Raw genomic sequence first — 24,203 nt, 5'->3', positions numbered from 1 at the left:
TCAGGGACGCTCGCGGCTGGGCAGGGCGGCCACCTCGGCCTCGGTCAATCGGCGGGTGACGCGCGCCCGGCAGACGTCGGTCGACGTGGTCGATCCCGGGACCGCGATGCGGACGGCGTCGGAGGTGCAGACTCGCCCTCCCGCCAGTCCCGCCCCGTCCGGCAGAATCGCCAGCCGCTGGGCGAACCCGAGATCCTGGCATCCGCCGGCCGAATCGAGTTGGAAAACATCGCCCCCTGCGGCTCGGACATAAACCTGTCCCACGCCGCCCTGTCTGAAGTTACGGACCTGATCGACGCTGAAGCAGGCCCGCTCCGGGCGGCTCGCGGTCTGCGTCGCGCCGTCACCTCCTGGGGTGGGCGCGCAACCTGCGGCGAGCAGGGCGAGGGCGGCGGCAAGGGGCAGCGACCGGATCATGGCGAGCTCCATTTTTCGTCAGGTCGAACGTTCGGCCGCGTGGGCACGTTCCGCAAGTCTTGACGGATCGACGCGCGAGGCGAGATCGATGGGAAGCGGAGAGGGCGCGGCCATGATCTGTGCCGCGACGTGTTCGGCGAGGAGCGGGGCCAAGGCGAAACCGCGCGACCCCAGCCCGCCTATGACCCAGGTCCGGTCGCCGAGCCGTCCAGCAAGGGGCAGGCGGTCGGGCGTGGTGGCCCGGATGGCGGCTCGGCTTTTCAGCTTTGACGCCTTCACCCTTCGGGCCAGGGTCGGCAGGCGACTCGCCAGGGTCGCCAGGTTGCGCCGCATGTCGGCCGGGTCCGAGACGACGTCGATCCGGTCACGGTCGTGGGTGGCGCCGAACAGGGCGCCCCCGTCCGTCGGAACGACATAGCCACCCCAGGCGGCGGCCGGCGCGGCGACGCCTTCCGCCCAATCGGCCTGACCGCGGACGGGGCGCAAGCCCAGTTCTGGGGCCAGGACGGCAGTGCCCCAGCCTGCCGTCAGGATCACCGCTTCGGCTTCCAGGATGGTGGCGCCGCCGGCGTCGATCAGTCGGACGCCGGAGGGCGTCGCGTCGATTCCGCCGACGGCGGCCTTCAAAACCTCGACGCCCCGCATCCAGGCCTCTCGGATGACGGCGGGAGCCACCACGCGAGCGCCGCGTATCTCAAGGCCGCCCATTCCCACGGTCTCGCCCAGCGCCTCGCTCGCGCCGGAGGCGTCGAGCCGTCGCATGGCGCCGTGCGGCCAGACGGTCTGTTCGGCGATCCGACGAAAGCGGGCTGCATCTCGGGCGGTCTGCTCCAATTGCGTCACGCCTCGCGCCGTCACCGCGCCCGGAATGACGTCATAGAGCCCTGCCGCCCGCTCCAGCGCTTGGGCGAACAGGGCGGCCAGGCCGGGGTCGCCGACGTCCAGTCGGGGCGTGACCAGGGCGGCCGGGAAGCCGGAGGCCCCGGCCCCGGGCGCTTCGCCGTCGATCAGAACGGGTTGGGCCCCCAAAGCCAGCAGCGCGCGCGCCGTCGCCTGCCCGGCGATGCCCGCCCCCACCACCGCGATGCGACGGCACGAAGTCTCAGGCGGCGAGGTTCCGGGAAGCGTGGCCTCCAGCCGCTCGCGCTTGCGCCCATGGCCCGGCTTTTTCTCGACCCTGAACCCCGCGTCGGTCAGACCGCGTCGCACGGCGCCGGCGACGGTGAAGGTCGCTATGCGGGCGCCGGGCCGGGATCGCTCGGCCACGCCCGCCAGAACCGTCGGGCTCCACATGTCCGGATTGGTCGCGGGCGCGAACCCGTCCAGGAACCAGGCGTCGGCTTGCCCCTGCCAACGACTCAGCATCGACGCCACCGGCCCGATGGCGAGGTCCAGCGTCACCCGCCAGTCGGGGGGCAGGTCCAATCGGTGAAAGCCGGGCGTCGGCGCGGGCCAGGCGGCGATCAGGGCGGCGACTTCTTCCCCCAGTTCAGGCCATGCCGACAAGGCGCGCGCCGCTTCTTCGCCAGTCAGCGGAAATCCTTCGACGCTGAAGACGTGCAGCCGTCCGTTCGGCGGTCCTTCCCGACGCCACAGCGCGATGAGGGCCGCGACGTTCAGTCCGGTTCCGAATCCCAGCTCTCCGACCACGATCCGAGATCGGCCCCTCCAGGCTCCCGGCAGGCCGCAGCCGGTCAGGAAGACGGCGCGCGCTTCCGCCAGTCCATCCTCTTTCGAATAATAGACGTCGCCGAACCGGCCGGAGGCGGGCGCGCCGGCGTCGCTCCAGGTCAGGTGTGGGGATCGGTCTTCGCTCACCGCCCGGCCGTGCCATCGGCGACGGGCGTCGCGCAACGAAAAAGGGCCGCTCCTTTCGGAGCGACCCTTTCCGTCAGAACCCCGAGGGGTTCGTCAGCTCATTACTGAGCGGCCGGGGCCTCGGCGGCCGGGGCAGCGGCGGCGCCTTCGGCGGCCGGAGCCATCGCGCCGGCTTCGGCGGCGGCGCCTTCGGCGGTCGCGGCGGCGGCGCCGGCTTCAGCAGCGGCGGTTTCGGCCGTGGCGGCGGCTTCGGTGGCTTCGCCGGCGGCGGCTTCGGCCTCGGCGGCCTTGTCTTCGGCGGCGGGCTGGCAAGCGGCCAGAGCCAGGGCGGCGGCCGAAGCCACGATCAGAGCGGTGATGCGCATTGGAAATTTCCTTGCAGGAGGATCACGGGGTCATGAATCCCCGCACCCCTGCAATAACGGAATCGTGAGCCGCTCCGCAAGCGAATTCTCACGGCTTCGTGATCACCTTTTTTGCTTCACTGCGGAGGCGGAGACGTTGGCTCCGTCGGCAGGGTCGGCGGCGGGTCGCCAGGGCCGGGATTGATCTGGGGCGGCGGCTGCGTGCCCGGCGAGGGCGCGTCGACGGGCGGGGTCGCCGACGGCGTTTCGGCCATCGCGGAGGTCTCGGCCTCGGGAACGGCGGCGGCTTCGGACGTCGTGGGTTCCTCGGCCGGCCGACCGCAGGCGCTCAAGGCCAGCGTCGAAGCGACGAGAACGAAGGCGGTCTTCATCGTCGACCTCATTGCACGGTGCGTTGCTGCGGATCGGAATCCGGCGTGGCCGACGGCGGAGTCTCGTTCGTCGTGGGCGCCGGCGCTTCGCCGGGCTGAACGTCGGCGACGGCGTCGTTGGTCGTCGGATCCATCTCCGGCTGTGGCTCCATGACCGGCGCGGTCTCCGCCGGAACGGGCTCTTCCGCGGAGGGCTGGCAGGCGGTCAGCGCCGTCGCGACGGCCGTGAGGGCCAGCGGGCTGAGGAACTTCAAGCTCATGTCTGCGGTCTCCCGTCGTGTGGACGGGTGAACGGCCGGACGGCTTGACCGTTCCCGGCCTCAGGCTTCGGTCGGCGCGTTGGACAGGGTCTCTTCCATCTCGACGAAGCTCGGCTGGGCTCCGGAAGGGATGTCGCCGCGGCCGATCTCGACGGAAATCTGCGCCGCATTGCCGTGCAGGTGCGCGACCAGCACAGACTGGATGATCTTGTAGAAGGCGCCGTCGCCGTCGACGATCTCCTTCAGGCGGCTGGCCATCGGCCCGACCAGACCATAGGCCAGGAACACGCCCAGGAAGGTGCCGACCAGCGCGCCGCCGATCATCCCGCCCAGAACCTCCGGCGGCTCGGTGATCGAGCCCATGGTCTTGATGACCCCCAGCACGGCGGCGACGATGCCCAGCGCCGGCAGGCCGTCGGCCATGGTCTGCAGCGCATGCGCCCCGGCCAGACCCTCGTGGTGGTGCTTCTCCAGCTGCTTCTCCATGGCGTCCTCGATCTGGTGCGGATCCTCGAGGTTCATGGTCATCATGCGCAGCGTGTCGCAGATGAAGTCGGTGGCGAAGTGGTCCTTCAGGATCTTCGGATACTTCTGGAAGATCGTGGATTCCGCCGGCTTCTCGATGTGGCTCTCTAGAGCGATGACGCCCTTGGACTTCATCGTCTTGGTCAGCTGGAACAGCAGCGACAGCAGATCCTTATAGTCCTGCCGCTTCCACTTCGGCCCCGCGAACACCTTGCCGAAGCCGCCCAGGGTCGCCTTGATCGTGCCCACCGAGTTGCCGATAAGAAACGCCGCCACCCCCGCGCCCAGGATGGCCATCAGCTCGTACGGCAGGGAGTGGAGGATCACCTCCATCTTGCCCCCGGCCAGGATGTAGCTGCCGAACACCATGGCGAACAACAGGACGATGCCGATGATCTGAAACATGGTCGCGGGTGAGCCTTCGGCCGGGAAAAGGACGTCCGTCGAACATTGGCCCGTTAATGCTTAATCCGGAGTTGCCGCGAGGGCTTACAGCCGCGTCTCGCCCGTCAAAATCGCGTCGCGCGTCTTGGCCGACAGCTTCGTGTAGCCGTTCTTGCCGCCCTTGACCCAGACGCCGCCAGGCACCTTGTCCGGGTCGAAGCCGTCGGCGACCAGGTCGGACTTGCGGTACTTGAACGTGCCGGTGGTGTCGGCCGACTTAAGCTGACGCACGAAGCAGGGGCGGGCATAGGGCGGCAGTTCCCGGTCCACCCATTCGGCGAAGGCGGCGGGTTCGAACTTGCCGTCGGTGACCAGGGCGACCATGCCGGCCTTGCCCTCCTGCCCCGGCACGGGGACGCCGTAGGCCACCACCTCCTTCACGCCCGGCGCGTCGGCCAGGCGCTGCTCGACCTCGGCGGTCGAGACGTTCTCGCCCTTCCAGCGGAAGGTGTCGCCGATGCGGTCGACGAAATAGAAATAGCCCTGCCGGTCCTGCCGCATCAGATCGCCGGTGCGGAACCAGCGGTCGCCCGTCTTGAAGACGTCGGTCAGGACCTTCTTCTGGCTGGCGGCCTTGTCGGCATAGCCGGAAAAGTCGTGCCGGTTGTCGTCGGCGATCAGGCCGATCGCCTCGCCGATCTCGCCCGGCCGCGCCAGGCGGCACAGGCCGTCGTTCCCCCGGACCGGCAGCTCGGTGTCCAGGTCGAACTCCACCAGGCGGATGTTGATCTGCTTCTTCAGGAAGCCCGGCACGCGACCGATCGCCCCCATCTTTCCGTCGAAGTTGAAGACCGAGACGTTGCCCTCGGTCGAGCCGTAGAACTCCAGCACGCGCGGGATGCCGAAGCGGGGCTGGAACTCCTCCCACACGTCCGGGCGCATGCCGTTGCCATAGGCCAGGCGCAGGCTGTGGTCCTTCTCCGCCGGCTGGGCGGGCGCGTTGACCAGATAGCGGCACAGCTCGCCGATGTAGACGAACAGGGTGGCGCCCGAGCTCTTCACATCGGCCCAGAAGTTGGTGCTGGAGAAGCGCTTGCGCAGCACCAGCCGACCGCCGTTCAGCAGGGCCGGCCCCACCCCCACCAAGCCGCCGGTGGAGTGATACAGCGGCAGGACGTTGAAGGTGACGTCCTTGTCCGTGGCCTCCGTGCAGCCGGCGAAGGCGCGCATGTAGGTGCGGGCCCGCGCATGGGTGATCCGCGCCGCCTTGGGCAGGCCTGTGGTGCCGGAGGTGTAGATCAGCAGCGCCGTCGACCGGTTGGTCAGCCCCTGACGCAGGTTGCGCGGCGGGCGCACGGAACTGGCGCCGCGCACGGGCTTGTCCAGATCCCGCCGGTCGCTGGTCTCGTCGGCGTCGTTCAGGCCCATGACCCACAGCATCAGGTGCCGGTCCACGTGGGCGCGGGCGTCCTCGACCTTTCGCCAGCAGTCCTCGTCGGCGACGATCTGGCTGGTGTTGGCGATGGCGATGCAGTGGGCCAGCGCCTGGCCCGTCAGGTTGGTGTTGATCAGGGCCGTGGTCACCCCGACCTTCGAGAAGCCGTACCAGGCCGCCAGATACTCGACCCGGTTGGCCATCATCAGGGCCACGACGTCGCCGCGCTTCAGATTGCGCCCGCGCGCCCAGTGGCCGAAGCGGTTGGCCAGCTGGTCGAACTCCCGATAGGTCAGGCTGCGGCGCTCGTCCTCGACCGCGACGCGGTCGCCGAACTTGTCCACCGCCTCTTCGAGGTCGTCGCAGACCAGGTCCAGCCCGTCCAGGTTGACCGGCTTGATGCGCTTGAGCAGGCGGCCCAGCCCCTTCGCGAACCGCAGGTCGCGCCGGATGTCCGCGATCAGGCCCATCGGTCGGTGATTCCTCGCAGCAATAGACGCCTCGCCTCGGTAGTGGCGGGCCCGGAGCGGGCGGTCAACCGTCAGGGGAATGCCTCGGCGCGGATGTCACGACCCTGTGGCCGCATCGGCACGTCCCAGAACGAGACTTACGCAAGGTAAACCTCCAAAAGGCCGCGACATTTATGGTCACGTTTCCGACGTTATGTACCGACGCTCAGTCGTTTCAAGATGATCGATCCGCCGCATGGCCGCCTTGACTGTGGCGACGCCAAGGTAACTTGGCGGCTGTCCTGGTTCCGGCGGAACGGAGGTCCGATATCGGGGTTGTCTCAACCACCGCAAGGAGGACTGATCATGAGCGTCACCTATACCGACCACGAAATGACCCATGCCGAAACCGAGGCTTATGTGCCCGTCTATGCCCGCAAACGCCGCACGGGCGGCGCGGCCGGTCGCGGCGGCTTCAAGGCCTGGATGGTGCTGGCCCCGCTGGGCGTCCTGACCGTCGGCGGCGTCGCCGCGGCCATGATGATGGCTCCGGCCGAAGAGGCCGCTCCGGCCGTCGAGACGGCGGAGATGACCTCGGCCCCGCTTCCGGCCGCCCCGCTGACTCCGCTGGTCGCGGAGACCTCGTCGCTGGCGACGCCCGCGCCGGTGGAAGCCGTCCCCGCGCCTGCGGCCGCTCCGGCTTCGGTCCGCGCCGCCCCGGCCGAGCGCCGCGCCGCGCCGGTCCGCCGCGCGACCGTCGCCACGGCTCCCGCCGCCGCGCCTGCCGAAGATACGGGCGACGAGGCGACCGCCGAACTGAACCGAGCGCAGGCCCAGGCCACCTCGCCCGCCCCGACCACCACCCCGGGGCCGACCCCCATGGTCACGCCGTCGGCCCCGACCATTCAGGTTCAGCCCTTCACCGGCCAGTGATCTGAGTGACGTCTGACGAAGAGAGCCCCGGCTTCGGCCGGGGTTCTTTTTTGGCTCAGGCGGCGGGCGACACGCGCCAGATGACGTTGCCCACGTCGTCCGCGACCAGCAGGGCCCCCTGGCCGTCGAAGGCCACGCCGACCGGCCGGCCCATGGCGCGGCCCTCCTCGTCCAGGAAGCCGGTCAGCACCGGGATCGGCATGCCGTTGGGCATGGCCCCGGCGAACGGCACGAAGATCACCTGATAGCCGTTGGCCGGCTTGCGGTTCCACGACCCATGCTGGCCCACGAAGGCGCCGCTGCGAAACCGCTGGGGCAGCAACGTCCCCTGCGAGAAGGCCAGGCCCAGCGAGGCGGTGTGGGCTCCCAGCGCATAGTCGGGCTTCAACGCGCGGGCGACCATGTCCGGATTGGCCGGCTTCACCCGCTCGTCGACGATCTGGCCGTAATAGCTCCACGGCCAGCCGTAGAAACCGCCGGGCCGGACCGACGTCATATAGTCCGGCACCAGGTCGGGCCCCAGCTCGTCCCGCTCGTTGACCGCCACCCACAGGGCGCCCGACGCCGGGTTCCAGTCGATGCCGACGGGGTTGCGCAGCCCCGAGGCATAGACGCGCCGCGCGCCGGTCGCCGGATCGATCTCCAGCACCGCGGCGCGCTCGACCTCCTCCTCCATGCCGTTTTCGGCGATGTTGGAGTTGGAGCCGACGCCGACGTACAGCCGCGACCCGTCGGGCGAGGCGACCAGGCTCTTGGTCCAGTGGTGGTTCCGGCTGGCAGGCAGGTCGGCGACCTTTTGCGCCGGCGCGTCGATCCGCGTCTGGCCGGTCTGATAGGGGAAGGCCACCACCGCGTCGGCATTGGCGACGTACAGCGTCGACCCCACCAGAGCCATCCCGAACGGCGAGGTCAGGTCTGTCAGGAACGGCGTCTTCACCTCCGCCACGCCGTCGCCGTCGGCGTCGCGCAGCAGGGTGATCCGGTTGGCGCTGGGCACGACGGAGCCAGCCCTGGACATGAACATCTTCTGGAACCAACCGCGGATGCCGCCCTGTTTGTCCTCCGGCTTAGGCGGCGCGGCGCTCTCGGCCACCAGGACGTCGCCGTTGGGCAGGCGGTACAGCCACCGGGGATGGTCCAGCCCCGTCGCGAACGCCTGAACGCTCAGGCCCGCGGCCGGCGTCGGCGCCCGCCCGGTCGGCCATCCGACGGCCTCGGCGATCTTGATCGACGGGATGCGCTCCGGCGCGGGCTCCGGCAGGGTGGGGCTGGGCCCATATCCCGCCTCGGGCGGCAGTGCCCGCGGCCCACCGCACGCGGAGACGGCGAGGGACAGCGACAGGCAGGCTGCGGCGGCGACGGGGCGCATGGCGAACCTCATGGGGTTTCGGGGAACTCCAGCCGGGTCACGTCATACCCCAGCTCGCCCAACCGGCGGACCAGGGCGTCGCGCTCGGCCCGGCCGGGAACCTCGCGCGTGTAGATGAAGGCCTTGTCCAGGGTCGGGCTGGCGGCGATGAACCAGGAATAGTCGTCGGCCCGGTCCAGCACCCAATAGTCCCAGGTCACGAAGCCCCAGAAGTACTTCACCCTCAGCTTGGCGTTCGTGCCGGGGTCCAGGATCTCGCCGCGCCCCTCGACCGCCACCTCGCGGCCCGTCGGCGTGTCCCGCTGACAGGTGTCGCGCACCGCGACCCGCGTCGAAGCGGTCAGGCGATAATTCGAGGCTCCGGCCACGCAGCCGTCGGTGATCGACATCGGCGTGCGCGCGATCTCCAGCCAGCGGCCCGACCACAAGCGCTCGGCGTCGACCGGCTTGGTGGGTTGGGGCGCGCGATATTGCGACGGAGATGGGGCGGTGACGCAGGCCCCCAGCGTCATGGCCAGGGCGAGGGCAGCGAGGGCGGACAGGCGCATGCGACGGCTCCGTTTGCAGTTCAGCGCCAAGATACGGCCAAGGTTCCGCGCGGGAGGCGCGTCAAAGCACCTCACGCGGCGGCCGGATCCGGCGCCAGCGCGCCTCGATGAAGGAAAAGACGCCGAACGCCATCAGCCCCGTCGCCATGGCCGTCAGAGCCCACGGCCCCGCCGGCTGGCGCTCCACCGCTTCCAGCGCCGCGCCCAGGCTGGTGACGTCCGACGCCTGGGCGTGCAGTCCGGCCAGCACCACGATGACCCCCAGCGGCAGATAGGCGAGGCCGCGCGCCATGTGGCCCCAGCGCGCGAGCGGGGCGACCTTGCGGCACAGACTCTCGGAACAGGCCAGGTGTTCGGTGAAATCCTCGCGCCAGGCCCGCACGACGTTGGCGATGCCGATGCCCAGGATGGCCAGCCCGCCCGCCGCCAGCAGCCAGTTCCCCCACGGCAAGGCCATCACCGTCTCGGCCGTCTCGCGGCTGGAGGTCATGCCCTCCATGCGCGCGTTCTCCGGCTTGTCGATCAGCAGCCCGGCGGCGCCCCAGGCCATGGCGGCATAGCCGAGGCCGCTGATGAACTGACCGACGCGGGTCATCAGACCCTCGCGGTCCCTGCCCTCATTGTCCGCGTCGAACACCGCCTGCATCAGCCGCCACATCACGAAGGCCGCCAGCCCCAGGATGACCAGGATCAGCCAGACCCGCCCGAACGGGCGCGTCACCAGCCAGGCCAGCGCCCCGCCGGTCCCCACCGCCTCGCCCGCCACGTCGAACACGCCCAGCAGCGTCAGCGCCCCGACCGACAGATAGACGAACCCCCGCGCCCCGAACCCGACCCGCGCCGCCCATTCGATCCAGTGCTTCAGTTCCGGCGTCCGCGCCAGGAAAGGGAACCGCCGGCGCGACCACGCCCCCAGCCGGGCGAGGCGCGAACGGACGGGCAGGGGGATCATGGTCATGCCGGGCCAGAACGCATCGAGCCTCCAACGGCTCCGCTTGCCCTTGCGGAAGATCGCAGGCGGCATATGTGGGCCGCACCGCGGGGGAGGAGCTTTTGGCCGACGTCATCGAGATCAAGGGTCTGACCAAGACCTACAAGTCCGGGCTGAAGGCCCTGGACGCGGTCGATCTGTCGATCTCCAGGGGTGAGATCTTCGCCCTGCTGGGTCCCAACGGCGCGGGCAAGACGACGATGATCTCCATCGTCTGCGGCATCGTCACGCCGACGTCCGGCACGGTCGCCGCCGCCGGACACGACATTCAGTCGGACTATCGCAAGGCGCGCTCCGCCATCGGCCTGGTGCCGCAGGAACTGACCACCGACGCGTTCGAGACCGTGTGGGCCACCGTCACCCTCAGCCGCGGTCTGTTCGGCAAGGCCCCCAACAAGGCTTTCATCGAGCAGCTGCTGAAGGATCTGTCGCTCTGGGACAAGAAGGACAGCAAGATCATGACGCTGTCAGGCGGCATGAAGCGCCGGGTCATGATCGCCAAGGCGCTGAGCCACGAGCCCGACATCCTGTTCCTGGACGAACCCACCGCCGGCGTGGACGTCGAGCTGCGCAAGGACATGTGGGCCATGGTCAGGAAGCTGCGCGAGCGCGGCGTGACCATCATCCTGACCACCCACTACATCGAGGAGGCCGAGGAGATGGCCGACCGGGTGGGCGTGATCCTGAAGGGGCGCCTGGTGCTGGTCGAGGAGAAGACCGCCCTGATGAAGAAGCTGGGGCGCAAGACCCTGACGCTTCAGCTGCAGGAGCCGCTTGCCGCCCTGCCGCCCGAGCTGTCGGAGTGGACGCTTGAGCTGAAGGCCGACGGGTCCGAGCTGGAATACGTCTTCGACTCCAACGCCGAGAAGACTGGCGTGCCTTCGCTGATGCGGCGCCTGTCCGACCTCGGCATCGGCTTCAAGGACCTGTCCACGCGCCAGTCCAGCCTGGAGGACATCTTCGTCGGCCTGGTCCACCAGTCGAGGGAGGCCGCCTGATGGGCTTCAACGGTCACGGCGTCTGGGCTCTGTACAGGTTCGAAATGGCGCGCAGCCTGCGCACCGTCTGGCAGTCGCTGATCACCCCTGTGGTGACGACGGCGCTGTACTTCGTCGTCTTCGGCTCGGCCATCGGCAGCCGCATGGGGGGCGTCAGCGAAGTGCCCTACGGCGCTTTCATCGTTCCCGGCCTGATCATGCTCAGCCTGTTCACCAACTCCATCTTCAACGGCAGCTTCGGCATCTATTTCCCGAAGTTCACCGGCACGATCTACGAACTGCTGTCGGCGCCCATCTCGCCTTTCGAGACGGTGCTCGCCTACGTCGGCGCGGCGGCGACCAAGTCGGTGGTGCTGGGGCTGGTGATCCTGGCCACGGCGGCCCTGTTCGTGCCGCTGGAGATCCTGCACCCGTTCTGGATGCTGGCCTTCCTGGTGCTGATCTCGGCGACCTTCGCCCTGTTCGGCTTCATCATCGGCGTCTGGGCGCAGAGCTTCGAACAGCTGAATTTCATCCCCATGCTGATCGTGACGCCGCTGACCTTTCTGGGCGGCGCCTTCTACTCGATCGACATGCTGCCGCCCGCCTGGCAGACGGTCAGCCTGTTCAATCCGGTGGTCTATCTGATCAGCGGCTTCCGCTGGGCCTTCTTCGGCGTCGGCGACGTGCCTGTGGCGATCAGCCTGACCGCCACGCTGGGCTTCTTCCTGATCCTGCTGGCCTTCGTCGGCTGGATTTTCAAGACGGGCTGGCGCCTGAAAAACTGACCCGAAAGGAGCGCGGACCTCCAGGTCCGCGACCCCGGCAACCGTGCATGTCGCGGACCTGGAGGTCCGCGCTCCAAACGAAGCGGCCCCGAAATCGTCGGGATCGGGCGGCACGCTCGCGCGCTTTCAGTTCGCGTCCCCGCTTCGAGTGCCCCATGTCCGACGATGATCGCCGCCCGCCGTCCCCCGCGCCCATCGACTGGCGCCGGTCCGCGGCCCCCGTCTTCCGCGCCGGCCCGCTGCCGACTGGCGAGCGGCTGGACCCGATCCCTACGCCGCCCCGACCCCGGGCCGCCGCGCCGCCCGCGCCCCAGCGACCGGTGAACCTGTTCCGCGACTCCCTCGTGCCGGTCGCGCCGCGAGTGCCGACGCCCGAACCGCGAACTGTGCCTGAGCCGATCCGTCCACCCGATCCCGACGCCACGGTCCGGCCACTCCCCACACCAGTCGCGGCGCCGCCGGTCGAGGGTTCGGACTTCCCGATTCCGGCCAAGCCGACCACACGTGCTGAGCCGGAATCGGAAACCTTGGTCGTGCCGGCCTTCGCCCCGCCTGCGCGGCGCGCCGGACCGTCCCGTCAGCTGATCGTCGGCGGCGCGCTGGCCGCGGTTCTGGCCGTCGGCGTGGGCGTCTGGGCCCTCGCGCCGCGCCCCATGGAGACGCCGGCGGAAGCGTCGCAGCCCTCGGTTCTGCTCGCGACGGCGCCGGACGAGGCCGCTTCCGTTCCCGCCCCTCTCGTCGAGGCCGTGCCGGTCGACGCGACCCCGGTTCCCGTCGAAACCGCTGCGCCGGAGCCCTCTTCCACGCGGACGCCTGCGCCCGCGGTCGCGGCAGCGCCTCGCGCCGAACGTTCGGCGCCTGAGCCCCAAACGGACGCCACGCCGGTCGCCGAGGCTTCGCCTCCCGCTCCCGCGATCGACGCCGCACCGCTGGTTCAGCAGCCGGCCCCCGCCGTGACCGAAGGCCCGCCGCCTCCGGCCGAGCCCACGCCGCGCACCCAAGGCGACACCATCGTGACGGGCCCGCGCTGAGGCGGCGTCAGCCCTTCAGCGTGACGTAGCCGCGTTCGACCATGCGGCGCAGGCCCTCATAGGCCTCCGCCAGCTCCTCGTACGCCGCGCGGGCCGAGGCCAGGCGGGCGATCTGGTCAGGCGTGGACGGCGCGCCGGACTCGGACTGACGCAGCGCTTCCCCCGCCCAGCGCGCCCGAGCCGTGGCGGTCAGCACGGCCAGCCGTTGAAAGCTGGCGGGCTCGACCCCCTGGAGGGCTTGGCCAATCACCTCGCGGTTGGCCACGAAGGCGGCATAGTCGATCTGCTCCAACTGACCGCGCAGGCGGCGCTGCTCCTGCGGATCGATGTCCTGCGGCTCGAAGTGGTCGCGCGCGCGGCGATAGCTCTGGGTCTGGATCGTGGACATGGCGGCCTTCCGAACTCCGACTGAGCGGAGGGTGCGCCGCGTCGCTTAACGGGGGGTTGCGGTCTTGGCGTTGGGCGGGCCAAGTGCGGCCATGAGCTTCACCCTCTGGCACCACCCCTATTCCGCCTACGGCCAGAAGGCGTCGACCGCCGCCTATGAACTGGATCTCCCATTCACCCTGAGGATCGTCGATCACGCAGACGCTGAGGCGATGGCCGAGTTCGCCCGTCTGTCGCCCTTCGCCAAGATGCCGGTGCTGGTCGACGCCGACGGCCGCGTCTTCCTGGAATCCAGCATCGTCGTGGAATGGATGGACCGGCACGCCGGCGGTGGCCGCCTGATCCCCGTCGATCCGGACGCGGCGCTGGAGACGCGGTTCATGGACCGGGTGCTGGACTTCTACGTCGGCGTTCCGATGAACCGCCTCGTCTTCAACCGCCTGGGCCGCGCGGGCACCCCTGATCCGGTGGCCATGCGGCAGGACGAGGAGCTGCTGACCACGGCCTGGGACATGCTGGAGGACCGGCTGTCGGACGGCCGTCAATGGGGCGCGGGCTCGACCTTCACCCTGGCCGACTGCGCCGCCGCCCCGCTGATGACCTATGCCCGCCGGCTGGTCCCGTTCGGCGACCGTTCCCGGCTGCGGGCCTGGCACGCGCGCCTGATGGCGCGACCGTCGTTCAAGCGCACGCTGGAGGACGCGGCGCCCTATGGCGACCTCATGCCGGCCCCCCCGGCGGAGGACTGACGCGATGTCCGTCTCCGGGAACGGCTGGCCGTATCATCTCACCACCCTGACTCGCGCCGCCGCCTCTCTCGCGCGCTCGCGGGCCTGATCGGTCGTCTCGCCGCGCGCCGTGGCGACGCCCATGCGGCGACGCTCGAAGGCTTCGGGCTTGCCGAACAGGCGCAGGTCGGCGGTCGGGACCGACAGGGCCTCGGCGACGCCCTCATAGGCGACGCCGACCGCGTCCATGCCGCCATAGATCACCGCGCTGGCGCCGACGTCGCGGCGGGTCACGTCTACCGGCAGACCCAGGATGGCGCGGGCGTGCAGGGCGAACTCCGACTGGACCTGCGTGGCCAGCGTCACCAGCCCGGTGTCGTGCGGACGCGGACTGACCTCGCTGAACCAGACCCGGTCGCCCTTCACGAACAGCTCGACGCCGAACACTCCCAGCCCGCCCAGCGCCTCGGTGACCTTGCCGGCGATGTCCTGCGACGCGGCCAGCGCCGCCGCCGACATGGCCTGCGGCTGCCAGCTCTCGACGTAGTCGCCCTTCACCTGACGATGGCCGATGGGATCGCAGAAATCGGTCACGACCTGACCGTCGCGCATCGACCGCACCGTCAGCAGGGTGATCTCGAAGTCGAAGTCGATGCGGCCCTCGACGATGACCCGCGCGGTCTCCACGCGCCCGCCGGACTGGGCGTAGGTCCAGGCGTTCCCGGCGTCCTCCAGGGCGTCGATCATCGACTGGCCCTTGCCGGACGACGACATCACCGGCTTGACGAAGACCGGCAGGCCGATCCGGTGCGCGGCCTCAGCCAGTTCCGCCGCCGATCCGGCGAAGGCATAGGGGGACGTCGGCAAGCCCAGCTCCTCCGCCGCCAGCCTGCGGATGCCCTCGCGGTTCATGGTCAGTTGCGTCGCTCGTGCGGTGGGGATCACGGTCGCCAGACCCGCCGCCTCGATCTCGGCCAGCACGTCGGTGGCGATGGCCTCGATTTCGGGCACGATGATGTGCGGCGCCTCGGCCAGGATGACGCCGTTCAGCACATTCGGATCCGTCATCGGGATCACATGGCTGCGATGCGCCACCTGCATGGCGGGGGCGTTGGGGTATCGATCGACCGCGATCACCTCGGCGCCCAGGCGCTGCAGTTCGATCGCCACCTCCTTGCCCAGTTCGCCGGCGCCCAGAAGCATGACGCGGACGGCGGTGTCGGACAGGGGGGTGCCGAGGCGGTTCATCGCGGCATTTCGGAATAGTCGAAGGCCGCCGGCGCGGCGCGGACCTCGCGCAGCAGCGCATCGCTTGCGCCCAGCCGCGCCATCTCGTCGGCCGGCATGACCTGCACGAACCCGCAGGCCTTCACGGCGTGAGGCAGGTCGGTCAGCTTCATGCCCAGACCCCCGGAGGCGCCGTCGAGCCAGATGGCCAGATCCTCACCCTCCGGCGCCGGACCGAGCCGATCCATGCACATCCGCTTCAGCTCGGGATCGATGGAAGCGTCGCGCCGCACCGCGTCGACGTACCAGGTCCACAGGGCGGGCGAGCCGGTCCGCGCAGCAAGTCCGCCAGCGCCGATCCCCCTGGCCGCAATGCCGGAGCCCGGCCACAGGGTCGCCCAGTCGGGCACGTCGTCCAGCGTCCGGTCGAACGTGTAGTAGGCGATGTCGCCGCCGGGATGGGCGCCGCCGCAGTTCATCTGGTCGCTGACGGCCACGGTCAGGAACCGAGGGCCGACATAAGGCGTCCAGACCGTCCGGATCCACGACCCCAGATCGCCCGCCGCGGCCAGGCAGTCGGCGCGCTGGGCCTGGGCCTGCCCATCGATGGCTTCGAGGGCGGAATTGATCCCGTCTACGCCCGGTCCCGCCAGCCGGGGGCCCAGCGCGAAGTCCATGTGCGGTTCCGGCGTCCAGATCAGATCGCTGGTCCCGCCCGTTTGGGCGCACCCACCGATCAAACTCGCCGCGCCGAGCAGGCAGGCGACCACTCCGATCACGCCTGAACGCTTCGTCATCGTCACCCCTCCGAAACCGACGCTAGCACTCAGGCTAGCTTGGCCTCACGGCGTTCGTCAAAGACGCGCCTTGACCGCTTCGACCACCGCCTCCGCCGTGATGCCGAATTTCTCGTACAGCACCTCGGCCGGGGCGCTCGCGCCGAAGCCGGTCATGCCGACGAAGCCGCCGTCCTCGCCGATGAAGCGCTCCCAGCCCTGCTTGATGCCGGCCTCGACGGCCACGCGCACCGTGCCGCGACCGATGACCGAGGCCTGATAGACGGCGTCCTGCCGCTCGAAGAGCTCGACGCACGGGACCGAGACGACGCGGGTGGGCAGGCCCTCGGCCTCCAGCGCGTCGGCCGCCTTCAGCGCGACAGGCACTTCGGTGCCGGTGGCGAACAGGGTCGCCTTGGCGTCTCCCGACGCGCCGCGCAGCTCATAGGCGCCCTTGGCCGACAGGTTCTCCGACGCGGCCGTGGTCCGCACGGCGTCGGTCTTTTGTCGCGACAGGGCCAGGGCCGAGGGCGCGGCCTTCGTCTCCAGCGCTACGCGCCAGCATTCGAATGCCTCGACCGTGTCGGCGGGGCGGAAGACCAGCAGGTTGGGGATGGCGCGCAAGGCGGCCAGATGCTCGACCGGCTGGTGCGTCGGTCCGTCCTCGCCCACGCCGATCGAGTCGTGCGTCAGCACGTGGATCACGCGGATGCCCATCAGGGCGGCCAGGCGGATCGACGGGCGGCTGTAGTCCGAGAACACCATGAAGGTGCCGCCGTACGGGATCACCCCGCCGTGCAGCGCCATGCCGTTCATGGCCGCGGCCATGCCGTGCTCGCGGATGCCCCAGTTGACGTAGCGCCCCTCATAGGTCGGCGCGTCCAGGATCGGCGTGCCCGCCACGAAGGTGTTGTTGGACCCGGTCAGGTCGGCCGAGCCGCCGATCATCTCCGGCACGGCGTCGAACAGCTTGGCCAGGGCCGCGCCGGACGAGGCGCGCGTCGCTTGCGCAGGCCGGGTCTCGACCAGCTCGGCGATCCCGGCGTCCAGCGCCTTGAAGGCGTCGGCCGGCAGGTCGCCGTTCATGGCCCGGGTGAAGTCGGCGCCCTGCGGGTGGGCGGCCAGCTTCGTCTCCCACGCCTTGCGCACCTTGGCGCCGCGCCGTCCTACCTTGCGCCACGCCTTCTCGACCGCCTCAGGCAGCTCGAACGGATCGTGCGTCCAGCTGAGGCCCAGCCGGGTGGCGGCGATCTCGGCCGCGCCCAGGGCCGCGCCGTGGGTCTTGTGGCTGCCTTCCATCGTCGCGGCGCCCTTGCCGATCTTGGTCTTGCAGGCGATCAGGGTGGGCTTGTCCTGCCTGATCGCCCACTTCAGCGCCGCGCGGACGGCGTGCATGTCGTGGCCGTCGACGGCCTTCACTGCCCAGCCGGCGGACTTGAACCGGCCCTTCTGGTCCGTGGCGTCCGACAGGCCGACCTTGCCGTCGATGGTGATCTCGTTGTCGTCCCACAACACCGTCAGCTTGTTCAGCCGATAGCGGCCCGCCAAGGTGATCGCCTCCTGGCTGATGCCCTCCATCAGGCAGCCGTCACCGGCGATCACCCAGGTGCGGTGGTCGACCAGATCGGGGCCGTACTTCGCCGCTAGGTGACGCTCCGCCATGGCGAAGCCGACGGCGTTGGCCAGTCCCTGACCCAGCGGGCCGGTGGTCGTCTCCACGCCCGGCATGTGGCCGAACTCGGGGTGGCCGGCGGTCTTCGATCCCCACTGGCGGAAGTTCGACAGCTGATCCTTCGTGGCCGCCTTGTATCCCGTCAGATGCAGCAGGGCGTAGATCAGCATCGAGCCGTGCCCGGCCGACAGGATGAACCGGTCGCGGTCGGCCCAGTCGGGGCGGCCGGCGTCGAATTTCAGGAAGCGGCTGAACAGCACGGTCGCCACGTCGGCCATGCCCATCGGCATGCCGGGGTGACCGGATTTCGCCTTCTCGACCCCGTCCATCGCGAGCACGCGAACGGCGTCGGCCATCTGCTTCGGGGTGGCCTTGGATGCGGTTTTGGGATCGGCCACGGGCACGCTCTTTCGTCGGAAGGCGGAAAAAAGGGAGGCGGCGGCGCTTTACCGCGCGGGCGTGGCGGGTTCTATACGGATTCTGAAAGGAGGGCACATGGCCGACGCCGCCGCCGCCGCCCGGGAACGGGTCGATCGCGCCCTTTCCCTGATCGAGCGCAGGGTCCTGGACCTGAAGGCCCGCCCCGCCGTCGCCCGCCCCGTGAGCGACGACGACCTGTTCGCCCCCCGCCCGGATCCCGCCCGCACCGCCGAGCTGGAAGCCGCGGGCCGGGAGGCGTCCGAAGCCCTGGCCCTCGCCGCCCAGGCCATCCGCCAGGTGCTTGGCGAAGACGAAACGGAGGCCGGCTGATGGCCACCGTCACCGTCGAGGTCAACGGCCGCCCCTACGCCGTCGGATGCGCCGACGGCCAGGAGGACCGCGTGCGCATGCTGGCCCGCCAGTTCGACGACCACGTGCGCAACGTGGCGTCGGAGGTCGGCCACGTCGGCGACATCCGCCTGTTCCTGATGGCCGCGCTGCTGCTGGCCGACGACCTGCACGAGACGCGGCTTGCCGCAGGCTCCGTCACCCTCGCCGGCGACCCGCCCGCGCCCGCCAACGACGGCGTGGCGGAGGCGCTGAACGCCGTCGCGGCGCGACTGGAAAAACTGGCGCAGACGATTTGAGAACCGGCAGCCCTCTCCCAACGGGAGAGGGACGCATCTTCCGCCATTGTTCCGCCCCGCGTCCGCGCCTATCTTCTTCCCCGGCGGGTCGGCTGCGGCTCTCGTCGAAGGCAACACATCCCAGCGACCTTAATCGTCTCTAAGGGAGCTGTCCCTGTCCGGGCTCGTGGGCCTGGGCACCACGGCGCCCACCTGGTTCGCCAGGTCGAGGGGATTGAACCGTCCTTCACGGCCCTCGCGGCCCCCGCCACCCCGCCCCTTCCTCCGCGTCATGGCTTGCGTGCCCGGGATGGGTCACGGTCGACCGTCCCACTCCGCCACTTGTCCTCGTCGTCGTGCTTGTGGCGGGAGCGATCGAGGCGGTTGTCCTCGTTTTGTGTCGCTCGATGTCCTGGTCGCGCCGTCCGTGCCGGACGGCTCCTCTACCCCTCTCCGGTCTTCGCGCCTAAGTGTGATGGGATGAGCTCTCGACCCCTCGAAAAGCGCGAACTGCGCGCCGCGATGCGGGCCGAGCGCAAGCGGCTGAGCGGGCTGGACCCCACTGTCGCCCACCGCGTGGCCGATCACGCCGGGGACCTGCCGCCCGCCGCCGTCGTCGCCGTCTATCGCGCCATCGGCACCGAACTGGACGCGGCGCCTCTGGCGAGCGCTCTCGCCACCGCCGGCCGCCGGCTATGCCTGCCGGTCGTGGTCGAGCCCGACGCGCCGATGATCTTCCGCCGCTGGGCGCCGGGCGAGCCGCTGGAGCCCGATCTGGTCGGCGTGCCGGCGCCCTTGCCGCTGGCCGAGACGGTCGAGCCGGAACTGATCGTCACGCCCATGCTCGCCTACGACGCGCGCGGCTGGCGCCTGGGGCAGGGCGGGGGGCACTACGACCGCACCTTCGCCGCCCTGCCGGCCGCTTTGCGCGTCGGCCTGGCCTATGCGGGGCAAGAGGTCGCCGGCCTGCCGGTCGAACCCCACGACGTACGGCTGCATGGCGTTCTGACCGAGGTCGGCTATAGGCCCTTCGCATGAGGTTGGCATTCTTCGGCGACGTGGTGGGCAAGTCGGGCAGGGATGGGATCACCGATCACCTGCCGGGGCTGAAGCGCGACCTGAAGCTCGATTTCGTCGTGGTCAACGCCGAGAACGCCGCCGGCGGCTTCGGCATCACCGAGCACACGGCCAATGAGCTGTTCATGGCCGGCGCCGACTGCCTGACCCTGGGCAATCACAGCTGGGACCAGCGCGAGGCCCTGACCTACATCGTGCGCGAGCCGCGCCTGATCCGGCCGCTGAACTACCCGCGCCTGATGGACGCGCCGGGCGCCGGCGCCAATCTGTTCGAGACCCATTCGGGCCGGACGGTTTTGGTCATGAACGTGCTGGGCCGCGTCCACATGGACCCGATGGACGACCCCTTCAGCGCCGTGGAGAAGGAACTGGCCGCCTGTCCCCTGGGCGTCGCCGCCGACGCGGTCATCGTCGACATGCACTGCGAGGCGACGTCCGAGAAGATGGCCATGGGCCACTTCTGCGACGGCCGCGCGTCGCTGGTGGTCGGCACCCACACCCACGTGCCGACCGCCGACTGCCAGATCCTGCCCGGCGGCACGGCTTACCAGACCGACGCCGGAGGCTGCTGCGACTACGACAGCGTCATCGGCAACGAGAAGGAAGAGCCCCTGCGCCGCTTCACCACGCGGATTTCCGGCGGCCGCTACAGCCCGGCCAGCGGTCCGGCCACGATCTGCGGCGTCTACGTCGAGACGGACGACCGCACGGGACTGGCCACCCGGATCGAGCCGATCCGGGTGGGCGGGCGGCTCAGACAGACGGTGCCTGCCGCCTCTTGACCCTGAATATTACACATGTAATCTGACTGGACTACAACCGTAATCCGGAGGTCGTTGTGCGTCTGATCAATACCTTGGCCGTCGCCGCCGCCTTGGCCGCGGCGCCCACCCTGGCGCTCGCCGCTCCGCGCCTGACCCTCGGCGGGGTCTTCGCCGAAGCCGACGAGACGATGAAGGCGGTCATGATCCTTCTGGTGCTCTCGGCCGTCGCCGCCGTCGTCGTCACGCTCATCAAACTGGCGTCCGGCCGGCGTCTGTCCGGCGGGTCGGCCTATGTCTCGGCCTTGCGCCTCGGCGGACCCCTGATCGGCCTGCTGGGCGCGGTCTTCGTCCTGCTGATGGGCTTCATCGGCATGGCCAACTACGGGCAGCCCGTGCCGATGCCGGTCCTGGCGCCCGGCTATGCCGAGGCGGCCCTGATCTTCTTCCTGGGTCTGGTCGCCGGAGTGGTCGGCGTGGTCTGCCACTGGATCATCGAGGCCCGCATCGACCGCACGGTGCTGTCATCCTGAAGCCCGCCCGCATCGCCGTCACCCAGGCCGAGAGCGCCGTCCTGGCCGCGCTCTGGGCCCAGGGGCCGCTGTCCTTCGCCAGCCTGATCGAGGCGGTGAAGGCGACGCAGCCTTGGGGCGACGCCACCATCAAGACCCTGCTGCACCGGCTCGTTCAGAAGGGGGCGGTGCGGTCCGTTAAGGAGGACGGGCGGCAACGGTACCATGCCCTGCTGGATCGCGACGCCTATGTGGCGGGCGAGGTGGGCGACCTGGTCGACCGCCTGTTCGGCGGGGACGCGGCGGCGTTGAAGGCGTTCCTGAGCCGGTAGGTTTCAGGCCGCCACCACGCGCGCGTCGCCCGACTGCACCGCCAGCGTCGTCCGTGTCGACAGCGTGCCCTCCTTGTCCGACACCTTGTCCAACACCTTGAACTCGGCCTTCCAGGCTTCCGGCGTCACGTCGCAGACGACGTAGCCGCGCTGGGCGTTGTTGAACTTCAGCTGGGGGTTGGCGGACTGGATGCGGGCCATGTCCGGGCGCTGGTCCTGGCCGTTGCCCGACGAGCTGATCGAGGTCGTGACGAACTCCGAGCCGATCGGCGCGCCCTCCGGGTTGCGGCCGTCCAGGTGCAGCTCGCCGGCATAGTTCTGATGCTCGTCGCCGGTCAGGACGACGACGTTCCGGATGCGGCGATCCTTGATCCGCTTGAGCAGGCGGCCGCGCGGGATGCGGTATCCGGCCCAGGTGTCGACGTTGTAGCCGACGTCGGGCCCCTCGCGCCGGTCCAGGTCCATGACCATGACCTGTTGCGCCAGCACGTTCCAGCGCGCCTCGGACCGGTCCAGATTGCGGTACAGCCACTGCTCCTGCGCCTCGCCCAGGACCTGGGCCTCGGCCGCGTCCACGGCGGCGCAGGTGGTGGCCCAGGCGTCGCCGCAGGGCTGGTCGCTGCGGTACTGGCGGGTGTCGAGGAAGTTCAGGTCCAGCAGGTTCCCCCAGGTCGCGTGGCGATACAGCTGCAGCGCCGATCCCTTGGGGAAGGCCGAGCGGCGCACCGGCATGTTCTCGTACCAGGCCTGCATCGCCGCCTGCTGGCGCAGCATGAAGACGGCCGGATCGGTGCCGTCCTGGTCCAGGGCCGAGACCCAGTTGTTGTCGATCTCGTGATCGTCCCAGGTGCAGAACCACGCCGTCGAGGCGTGGGCCGACTGCAGGTCGGCGTCCATCTTGTACTGGGCGTACCGACGCCGATAGTCGTCCAGGCTGTAGACCTCGCCGCCCATGTGCATGCGCGGGTTCTCGGACGTGCCGCCGGAGCCGGTGTAGGTGCGATTGCCGCGCCCCTCGTAGATGTAGTCGCCGTAGCAGTAGATGAAGTCCAGGTTCTCCTCCGCCGCCCTGCGGTGCGCGGTGTAGAAGCCCTGCTCCCAGGCCTGGCAGCCGACGACGCCGAAGCGGGCGCGGGCGACCTGGCTGCCGGCGGCCGGCGCGGTCACGGCGCGGCCCGACGGGGTGCGCTCGCGGCCCGAGGAAAAGCGGTAAAAGTACTCGCGCCCGGGCTCCAGCCCCGTCACCTCGACGTGAACGGCGTGCGCCAGTTCGGGCCGCGCGACGAACTCGCCGGAGCGGGCGACGGTCGAGAAGCCGCGGTCGGTCGCCACCTCCCACTTCACCGGCACGGGGGCGGACGGCATGCCGGCGCCGATCTCGAACGGCTTCGGCGCCAGTCGGGTCCAGATCACGAAGCCGTCCGGCGTCGGGTCGCCGGCGGCGATGCCCAGCTGGAACGGGTATTCGGCCCACACCGGATCCGCCATGGCGCCACGCGCCAGGCCGGACGCGGCCACCCCGCCCCCCAGGGCCAGGATCAGCGAACGACGCGAGGGGACGGGCAGGCGCATGGGACGATCTCCGAAAACTGCGCCCGGATTAGCGACGGAATGTGACGGTGATGTCTAGGCCCGCGCTCTCAGCTTCAGCCGGATCGGCTGGGCGCTGCGCAGGGTGATCTGGTGCACCGGGCGGGGTTCCGCGGGCGCGATCGGCTCCACCTCGGCCGCCCTCAGGATGGTCGCAAGCGCGATCATGGCCTCGTTCAGGGCGAACGTCGCGCCGATGCAGACGCGGGGCCCGGCGCTGAAGGGGATCCAGGCCCAGCGGTCCACCGACTTGCGGTTCTCGGGCAGGAAGCGTTCGGGCCGGAATTCCTCAGGCGCATCCCATAGCCGTTCATGCCGGTGCAGCACCCAGGGCGAGATCAGCACCGTCGCCCCGACCCCGATGGCCTGACCGCCGATCACGTCCGGTCCCAGCGCGCGGCGGGCCAGGGTCGGCGCGGGCGGGAACAGGCGCATGGCCTCCTCGATCACCGCCCGCGTCCACGGCAGCCGCTCGGCCCAGTCGGCGGCGTCGGGATCGAAGGCGTCGGCCTCGTCCCGCAGGCGCGCGGCCACGTCCGGGGTCCGGCTGATCAGGTGCAGGGCCCAGCCCAGGGTCCGTGCCGTGGTCTCGTGCCCGGCCAGGATGAAGGTCAGGACGTTCGACGCGACCTCGTGGTCGGACAGACCTTCGCCGCCCTCCTCGTCGCGCGCGGTCAGAAGGGCGGTCAGCAGGTCGTCGGCGACGGGCTCGCCCGCCTCGATCTGCGCCCGGCGGCGTGCGACCAGTGTGGACACCCGGCTTTCGAAGAACCGACCCGCCCCCGCGCCGGTCACCCGGCCAAGCCGCGGGATCCAGTCCGGAGCCGCCAGCACGTCCAGCGGATCGATCCGCGCGGCCAGCGACAGAAAGCCGTTCAGGGCCTTCTCGAAGCCCTCGGCGTCTCCATCCAGCTGGTCGGAGAACAGCGTCGCCGACAGGATGTCGAACGTCAGGCCCGACATCTCCGTGTCCATGTTCAGCACGCGCGGCCCCAGGTCCAGCCGCCAGCCCTCGACCCGCCGCCGCGAGCGGTCGACCATGCGGCCGGTCATGGTCGCGGTGCGCGCCGGGGTGAACAGCGGCGCCAGGATGCGCCGCACACGACGCCACGCCTCGCCCTCAGTCAGCAGCAGGCCGTCGGCCAGCATGGGGCCCAGCACGCGGCGCTGAAGCGCGCCCTTCTCATAGTTCGTGGCGTTGGCCGACAGGACTTGGCGCACGCCCTCCGGATGGCTGACGACCAGAATCTCGCCCAGCCGGGAGCGGCCGTAGAGCTGCGGTTCCTTGAAGTGGCGCTCCGACCACATGCCCAGCGGATCGCGCCAACTGACCCAGAGAAAGGGGATCAGGCCCAGCGGCTTGGTGCGCCGGGCGGGGGTCCAGGGGCGGAACGTCGGGGAGCCGTCGGCCATGGCCGAAACCTAGGCCCGATC

At 70.1% G+C, this 24,203-nt stretch carries 27 protein-coding genes and 1 other RNA gene; 12 read left to right on the top strand and 16 right to left on the bottom strand.

The annotated features are described in order from the left end of the window. The 7 genes from VGN45_RS14105 to VGN45_RS14075 form a co-directional block, all read right to left on the bottom strand. Positions 1-417 (bottom strand): DUF6491 family protein, encoded by a 417-nt coding sequence (locus VGN45_RS14105; RefSeq protein WP_327463565.1) that lies wholly within the window; start codon positions 415-417, stop codon positions 1-3. Between the two features lie 18 nt (positions 418-435). Beyond that, entirely contained in the window at positions 436-2,235 is a 1,800-nt protein-coding gene (mnmD, locus tag VGN45_RS14100) for a tRNA (5-methylaminomethyl-2-thiouridine)(34)-methyltransferase MnmD (protein ID WP_327463563.1), read from the bottom strand. Between the two features lie 101 nt (positions 2,236-2,336). Further along, positions 2,337-2,600, bottom strand: a complete 264-nt coding sequence (locus tag VGN45_RS14095) for a hypothetical protein (protein WP_327463561.1) — start codon at positions 2,598-2,600, stop codon at positions 2,337-2,339. 116 nt (positions 2,601-2,716) lie between these two features. After that, positions 2,717-2,971, bottom strand: coding sequence for a hypothetical protein (locus VGN45_RS14090; RefSeq protein ID WP_327463559.1), 255 nt, complete (start codon positions 2,969-2,971; stop codon positions 2,717-2,719). Positions 2,972-2,979: 8 nt separating this feature from the next. Then, positions 2,980-3,231, bottom strand: coding sequence for a hypothetical protein (locus VGN45_RS14085; protein ID WP_327463557.1), 252 nt, complete (start codon positions 3,229-3,231; stop codon positions 2,980-2,982). A gap of 60 nt (positions 3,232-3,291) precedes the next feature. Continuing rightward, positions 3,292-4,161 (bottom strand): flagellar motor stator protein MotA, encoded by an 870-nt coding sequence (motA, locus tag VGN45_RS14080; RefSeq protein WP_327463555.1) that lies wholly within the window; start codon positions 4,159-4,161, stop codon positions 3,292-3,294. A gap of 84 nt (positions 4,162-4,245) precedes the next feature. Then, on the bottom strand, positions 4,246-6,045 hold the full coding sequence (locus VGN45_RS14075) for a long-chain-acyl-CoA synthetase (RefSeq protein ID WP_327463553.1): 1,800 nt from the start codon (positions 6,043-6,045) through the stop codon (positions 4,246-4,248). Positions 6,046-6,390: 345 nt separating this feature from the next. On the opposite strand from VGN45_RS14075, the gene VGN45_RS14070 reads away from it, so the two are divergent. Further along, positions 6,391-6,957, top strand: coding sequence for a hypothetical protein (locus VGN45_RS14070; protein WP_327463551.1), 567 nt, complete (start codon positions 6,391-6,393; stop codon positions 6,955-6,957). Between the two features lie 55 nt (positions 6,958-7,012). On the opposite strand, the gene VGN45_RS14065 is transcribed toward VGN45_RS14070, so the two are convergent. The 3 genes from VGN45_RS14065 to VGN45_RS14055 all read right to left on the bottom strand — a co-directional run bounded on the left by VGN45_RS14065 (position 7,013) and on the right by VGN45_RS14055 (position 9,832). Continuing rightward, positions 7,013-8,326: a sorbosone dehydrogenase family protein gene (locus VGN45_RS14065; RefSeq protein WP_327463549.1), complete on the bottom strand. Its 1,314-nt coding sequence runs from the start codon at positions 8,324-8,326 to the stop codon at positions 7,013-7,015. An 8-nt stretch (positions 8,327-8,334) separates the two neighbouring features. Further along, positions 8,335-8,874 carry a lipocalin family protein gene (locus tag VGN45_RS14060; RefSeq protein WP_327463547.1) on the bottom strand — a complete coding sequence of 180 codons (540 nt, stop codon included), beginning with the start codon at positions 8,872-8,874 and terminating at the stop codon, positions 8,335-8,337. A gap of 61 nt (positions 8,875-8,935) precedes the next feature. Continuing rightward, positions 8,936-9,832, bottom strand: a complete 897-nt coding sequence (locus tag VGN45_RS14055; protein WP_327463545.1) for a DUF1206 domain-containing protein — start codon at positions 9,830-9,832, stop codon at positions 8,936-8,938. A gap of 95 nt (positions 9,833-9,927) precedes the next feature. On the opposite strand from VGN45_RS14055, the gene VGN45_RS14050 reads away from it, so the two are divergent. The 3 genes from VGN45_RS14050 (at position 9,928) to VGN45_RS14040 (ending at position 12,661) form a co-directional block, all read left to right on the top strand. Continuing rightward, positions 9,928-10,863, top strand: a complete 936-nt coding sequence (locus VGN45_RS14050; protein WP_327463543.1) for an ABC transporter ATP-binding protein — start codon at positions 9,928-9,930, stop codon at positions 10,861-10,863. After that, entirely contained in the window at positions 10,863-11,630 is a 768-nt protein-coding gene (locus tag VGN45_RS14045) for an ABC transporter permease (protein ID WP_327463541.1), read from the top strand. Before VGN45_RS14050 ends, VGN45_RS14045 begins: the two co-directional genes overlap by 1 nt. A 155-nt stretch (positions 11,631-11,785) precedes the next feature. Next, complete coding sequence (locus tag VGN45_RS14040) at positions 11,786-12,661, top strand: hypothetical protein (protein ID WP_327463539.1); 876 nt, start codon at positions 11,786-11,788, stop codon at positions 12,659-12,661. A 7-nt stretch (positions 12,662-12,668) separates the two neighbouring features. Here the strand turns inward: VGN45_RS14040 and VGN45_RS14035 are convergent, their stop codons facing one another. After that, positions 12,669-13,049, bottom strand: a complete 381-nt coding sequence (locus VGN45_RS14035) for a hypothetical protein (protein WP_327463537.1) — start codon at positions 13,047-13,049, stop codon at positions 12,669-12,671. A gap of 91 nt (positions 13,050-13,140) precedes the next feature. Between VGN45_RS14035 and VGN45_RS14030 the strand changes: the two genes are divergently transcribed. Beyond that, on the top strand, positions 13,141-13,797 hold the full coding sequence (locus tag VGN45_RS14030; protein WP_327463535.1) for a glutathione S-transferase family protein: 657 nt from the start codon (positions 13,141-13,143) through the stop codon (positions 13,795-13,797). A 33-nt stretch (positions 13,798-13,830) separates the two neighbouring features. On the opposite strand, the gene purT is transcribed toward VGN45_RS14030, so the two are convergent. The 3 genes from purT to tkt are packed head-to-tail and all read right to left on the bottom strand — an operon-like array spanning position 13,831 to position 17,849. Next, positions 13,831-15,024: a formate-dependent phosphoribosylglycinamide formyltransferase gene (purT, locus tag VGN45_RS14025; protein ID WP_327463533.1), complete on the bottom strand. Its 1,194-nt coding sequence runs from the start codon at positions 15,022-15,024 to the stop codon at positions 13,831-13,833. Beyond that, a complete protein-coding gene (locus VGN45_RS14020) occupies positions 15,021-15,800 on the bottom strand; it encodes a hypothetical protein (RefSeq protein ID WP_327463531.1) in 780 nt (259 codons plus the stop codon). Before VGN45_RS14020 ends, purT begins: the two co-directional genes overlap by 4 nt. Positions 15,801-15,857: 57 nt before the next feature. Continuing rightward, complete coding sequence (gene tkt / locus VGN45_RS14015; protein WP_327463529.1) at positions 15,858-17,849, bottom strand: transketolase; 1,992 nt, start codon at positions 17,847-17,849, stop codon at positions 15,858-15,860. A 97-nt stretch (positions 17,850-17,946) separates the two neighbouring features. Between tkt and VGN45_RS14010 the strand changes: the two genes are divergently transcribed. The 7 genes from VGN45_RS14010 to VGN45_RS13980 all read left to right on the top strand — a co-directional run bounded on the left by VGN45_RS14010 (position 17,947) and on the right by VGN45_RS13980 (position 21,179). After that, entirely contained in the window at positions 17,947-18,201 is a 255-nt protein-coding gene (locus VGN45_RS14010) for a hypothetical protein (protein ID WP_327463527.1), read from the top strand. Further along, complete coding sequence (locus tag VGN45_RS14005; RefSeq protein ID WP_327463525.1) at positions 18,201-18,518, top strand: cell division protein ZapA; 318 nt, start codon at positions 18,201-18,203, stop codon at positions 18,516-18,518. Before VGN45_RS14010 ends, VGN45_RS14005 begins: the two co-directional genes overlap by 1 nt. A gap of 86 nt (positions 18,519-18,604) precedes the next feature. Further along, positions 18,605-18,766, top strand: a non-coding RNA gene (gene ssrS, locus VGN45_RS14000) — 6S RNA. Positions 18,767-18,977: 211 nt separating this feature from the next. After that, complete coding sequence (locus VGN45_RS13995) at positions 18,978-19,535, top strand: 5-formyltetrahydrofolate cyclo-ligase (RefSeq protein ID WP_327463523.1); 558 nt, start codon at positions 18,978-18,980, stop codon at positions 19,533-19,535. Further along, a complete protein-coding gene (locus tag VGN45_RS13990) occupies positions 19,532-20,356 on the top strand; it encodes a TIGR00282 family metallophosphoesterase (RefSeq protein ID WP_327463521.1) in 825 nt (274 codons plus the stop codon). Before VGN45_RS13995 ends, VGN45_RS13990 begins: the two co-directional genes overlap by 4 nt. A gap of 56 nt (positions 20,357-20,412) precedes the next feature. Beyond that, positions 20,413-20,868, top strand: coding sequence for a MotA/TolQ/ExbB proton channel family protein (locus VGN45_RS13985; RefSeq protein ID WP_327463519.1), 456 nt, complete (start codon positions 20,413-20,415; stop codon positions 20,866-20,868). Then, complete coding sequence (locus VGN45_RS13980; RefSeq protein WP_327463718.1) at positions 20,817-21,179, top strand: BlaI/MecI/CopY family transcriptional regulator; 363 nt, start codon at positions 20,817-20,819, stop codon at positions 21,177-21,179. The genes VGN45_RS13985 and VGN45_RS13980 overlap by 52 nt, the downstream gene beginning before the upstream one ends. 3 nt (positions 21,180-21,182) lie before the next feature. Here VGN45_RS13980 and VGN45_RS13975 read toward each other — a convergent pair whose 3' ends face one another. Continuing rightward, positions 21,183-22,751, bottom strand: coding sequence for an alkaline phosphatase D family protein (locus VGN45_RS13975; protein ID WP_327463517.1), 1,569 nt, complete (start codon positions 22,749-22,751; stop codon positions 21,183-21,185). 54 nt (positions 22,752-22,805) lie between these two features. Next, positions 22,806-24,182, bottom strand: coding sequence for a cytochrome P450 (locus VGN45_RS13970; RefSeq protein WP_327463515.1), 1,377 nt, complete (start codon positions 24,180-24,182; stop codon positions 22,806-22,808). Positions 24,183-24,203 lie beyond the last annotated feature (21 nt).

This window comes from Brevundimonas sp. (assembly GCF_035999125.1).
Classification (GTDB): domain Bacteria; phylum Pseudomonadota; class Alphaproteobacteria; order Caulobacterales; family Caulobacteraceae; genus Brevundimonas.
The sequence above is the reverse complement of the archived record's forward strand: the minus strand, read 5'-3'. Positions and strand labels throughout refer to the sequence as shown.

Bases quoted from the DNA above. Each gene is read 5' to 3' on its own strand.
- VGN45_RS14105 (WP_327463565.1), bottom strand. From the start codon at position 417: ATGATCCGGTCGCTGCCCCTTGCCGCCGCCCTCGCCCTGCTCGCCGCA.
- VGN45_RS14095 (WP_327463561.1), bottom strand. From the start codon at position 2,600: ATGCGCATCACCGCTCTGATCGTGGCTTCGGCCGCCGCCCTGGCTCTG.
- VGN45_RS14090 (WP_327463559.1), bottom strand. From the start codon at position 2,971: ATGAAGACCGCCTTCGTTCTCGTCGCTTCGACGCTGGCCTTGAGCGCC.
- VGN45_RS14085 (WP_327463557.1), bottom strand. From the start codon at position 3,231: ATGAGCTTGAAGTTCCTCAGCCCGCTGGCCCTCACGGCCGTCGCGACG.
- motA (WP_327463555.1), bottom strand. From the start codon at position 4,161: ATGTTTCAGATCATCGGCATCGTCCTGTTGTTCGCCATGGTGTTCGGC.
- VGN45_RS14075 (WP_327463553.1), bottom strand. From the start codon at position 6,045: ATGGGCCTGATCGCGGACATCCGGCGCGACCTGCGGTTCGCGAAGGGG.
- VGN45_RS14070 (WP_327463551.1), top strand. From the start codon at position 6,391: ATGAGCGTCACCTATACCGACCACGAAATGACCCATGCCGAAACCGAG.
- VGN45_RS14065 (WP_327463549.1), bottom strand. From the start codon at position 8,326: ATGCGCCCCGTCGCCGCCGCAGCCTGCCTGTCGCTGTCCCTCGCCGTC.
- VGN45_RS14060 (WP_327463547.1), bottom strand. From the start codon at position 8,874: ATGCGCCTGTCCGCCCTCGCTGCCCTCGCCCTGGCCATGACGCTGGGG.
- VGN45_RS14055 (WP_327463545.1), bottom strand. From the start codon at position 9,832: ATGACCATGATCCCCCTGCCCGTCCGTTCGCGCCTCGCCCGGCTGGGG.
- VGN45_RS14045 (WP_327463541.1), top strand. From the start codon at position 10,863: ATGGGCTTCAACGGTCACGGCGTCTGGGCTCTGTACAGGTTCGAAATG.
- VGN45_RS14040 (WP_327463539.1), top strand. From the start codon at position 11,786: ATGTCCGACGATGATCGCCGCCCGCCGTCCCCCGCGCCCATCGACTGG.
- VGN45_RS14035 (WP_327463537.1), bottom strand. From the start codon at position 13,049: ATGTCCACGATCCAGACCCAGAGCTATCGCCGCGCGCGCGACCACTTC.
- VGN45_RS14030 (WP_327463535.1), top strand. From the start codon at position 13,141: ATGAGCTTCACCCTCTGGCACCACCCCTATTCCGCCTACGGCCAGAAG.
- purT (WP_327463533.1), bottom strand. From the start codon at position 15,024: ATGAACCGCCTCGGCACCCCCCTGTCCGACACCGCCGTCCGCGTCATG.
- VGN45_RS14020 (WP_327463531.1), bottom strand. From the start codon at position 15,800: ATGACGAAGCGTTCAGGCGTGATCGGAGTGGTCGCCTGCCTGCTCGGC.
- VGN45_RS14010 (WP_327463527.1), top strand. From the start codon at position 17,947: ATGGCCGACGCCGCCGCCGCCGCCCGGGAACGGGTCGATCGCGCCCTT.
- VGN45_RS14005 (WP_327463525.1), top strand. From the start codon at position 18,201: ATGGCCACCGTCACCGTCGAGGTCAACGGCCGCCCCTACGCCGTCGGA.
- VGN45_RS13995 (WP_327463523.1), top strand. From the start codon at position 18,978: ATGAGCTCTCGACCCCTCGAAAAGCGCGAACTGCGCGCCGCGATGCGG.
- VGN45_RS13990 (WP_327463521.1), top strand. From the start codon at position 19,532: ATGAGGTTGGCATTCTTCGGCGACGTGGTGGGCAAGTCGGGCAGGGAT.
- VGN45_RS13975 (WP_327463517.1), bottom strand. From the start codon at position 22,751: ATGCGCCTGCCCGTCCCCTCGCGTCGTTCGCTGATCCTGGCCCTGGGG.
- VGN45_RS13970 (WP_327463515.1), bottom strand. From the start codon at position 24,182: ATGGCCGACGGCTCCCCGACGTTCCGCCCCTGGACCCCCGCCCGGCGC.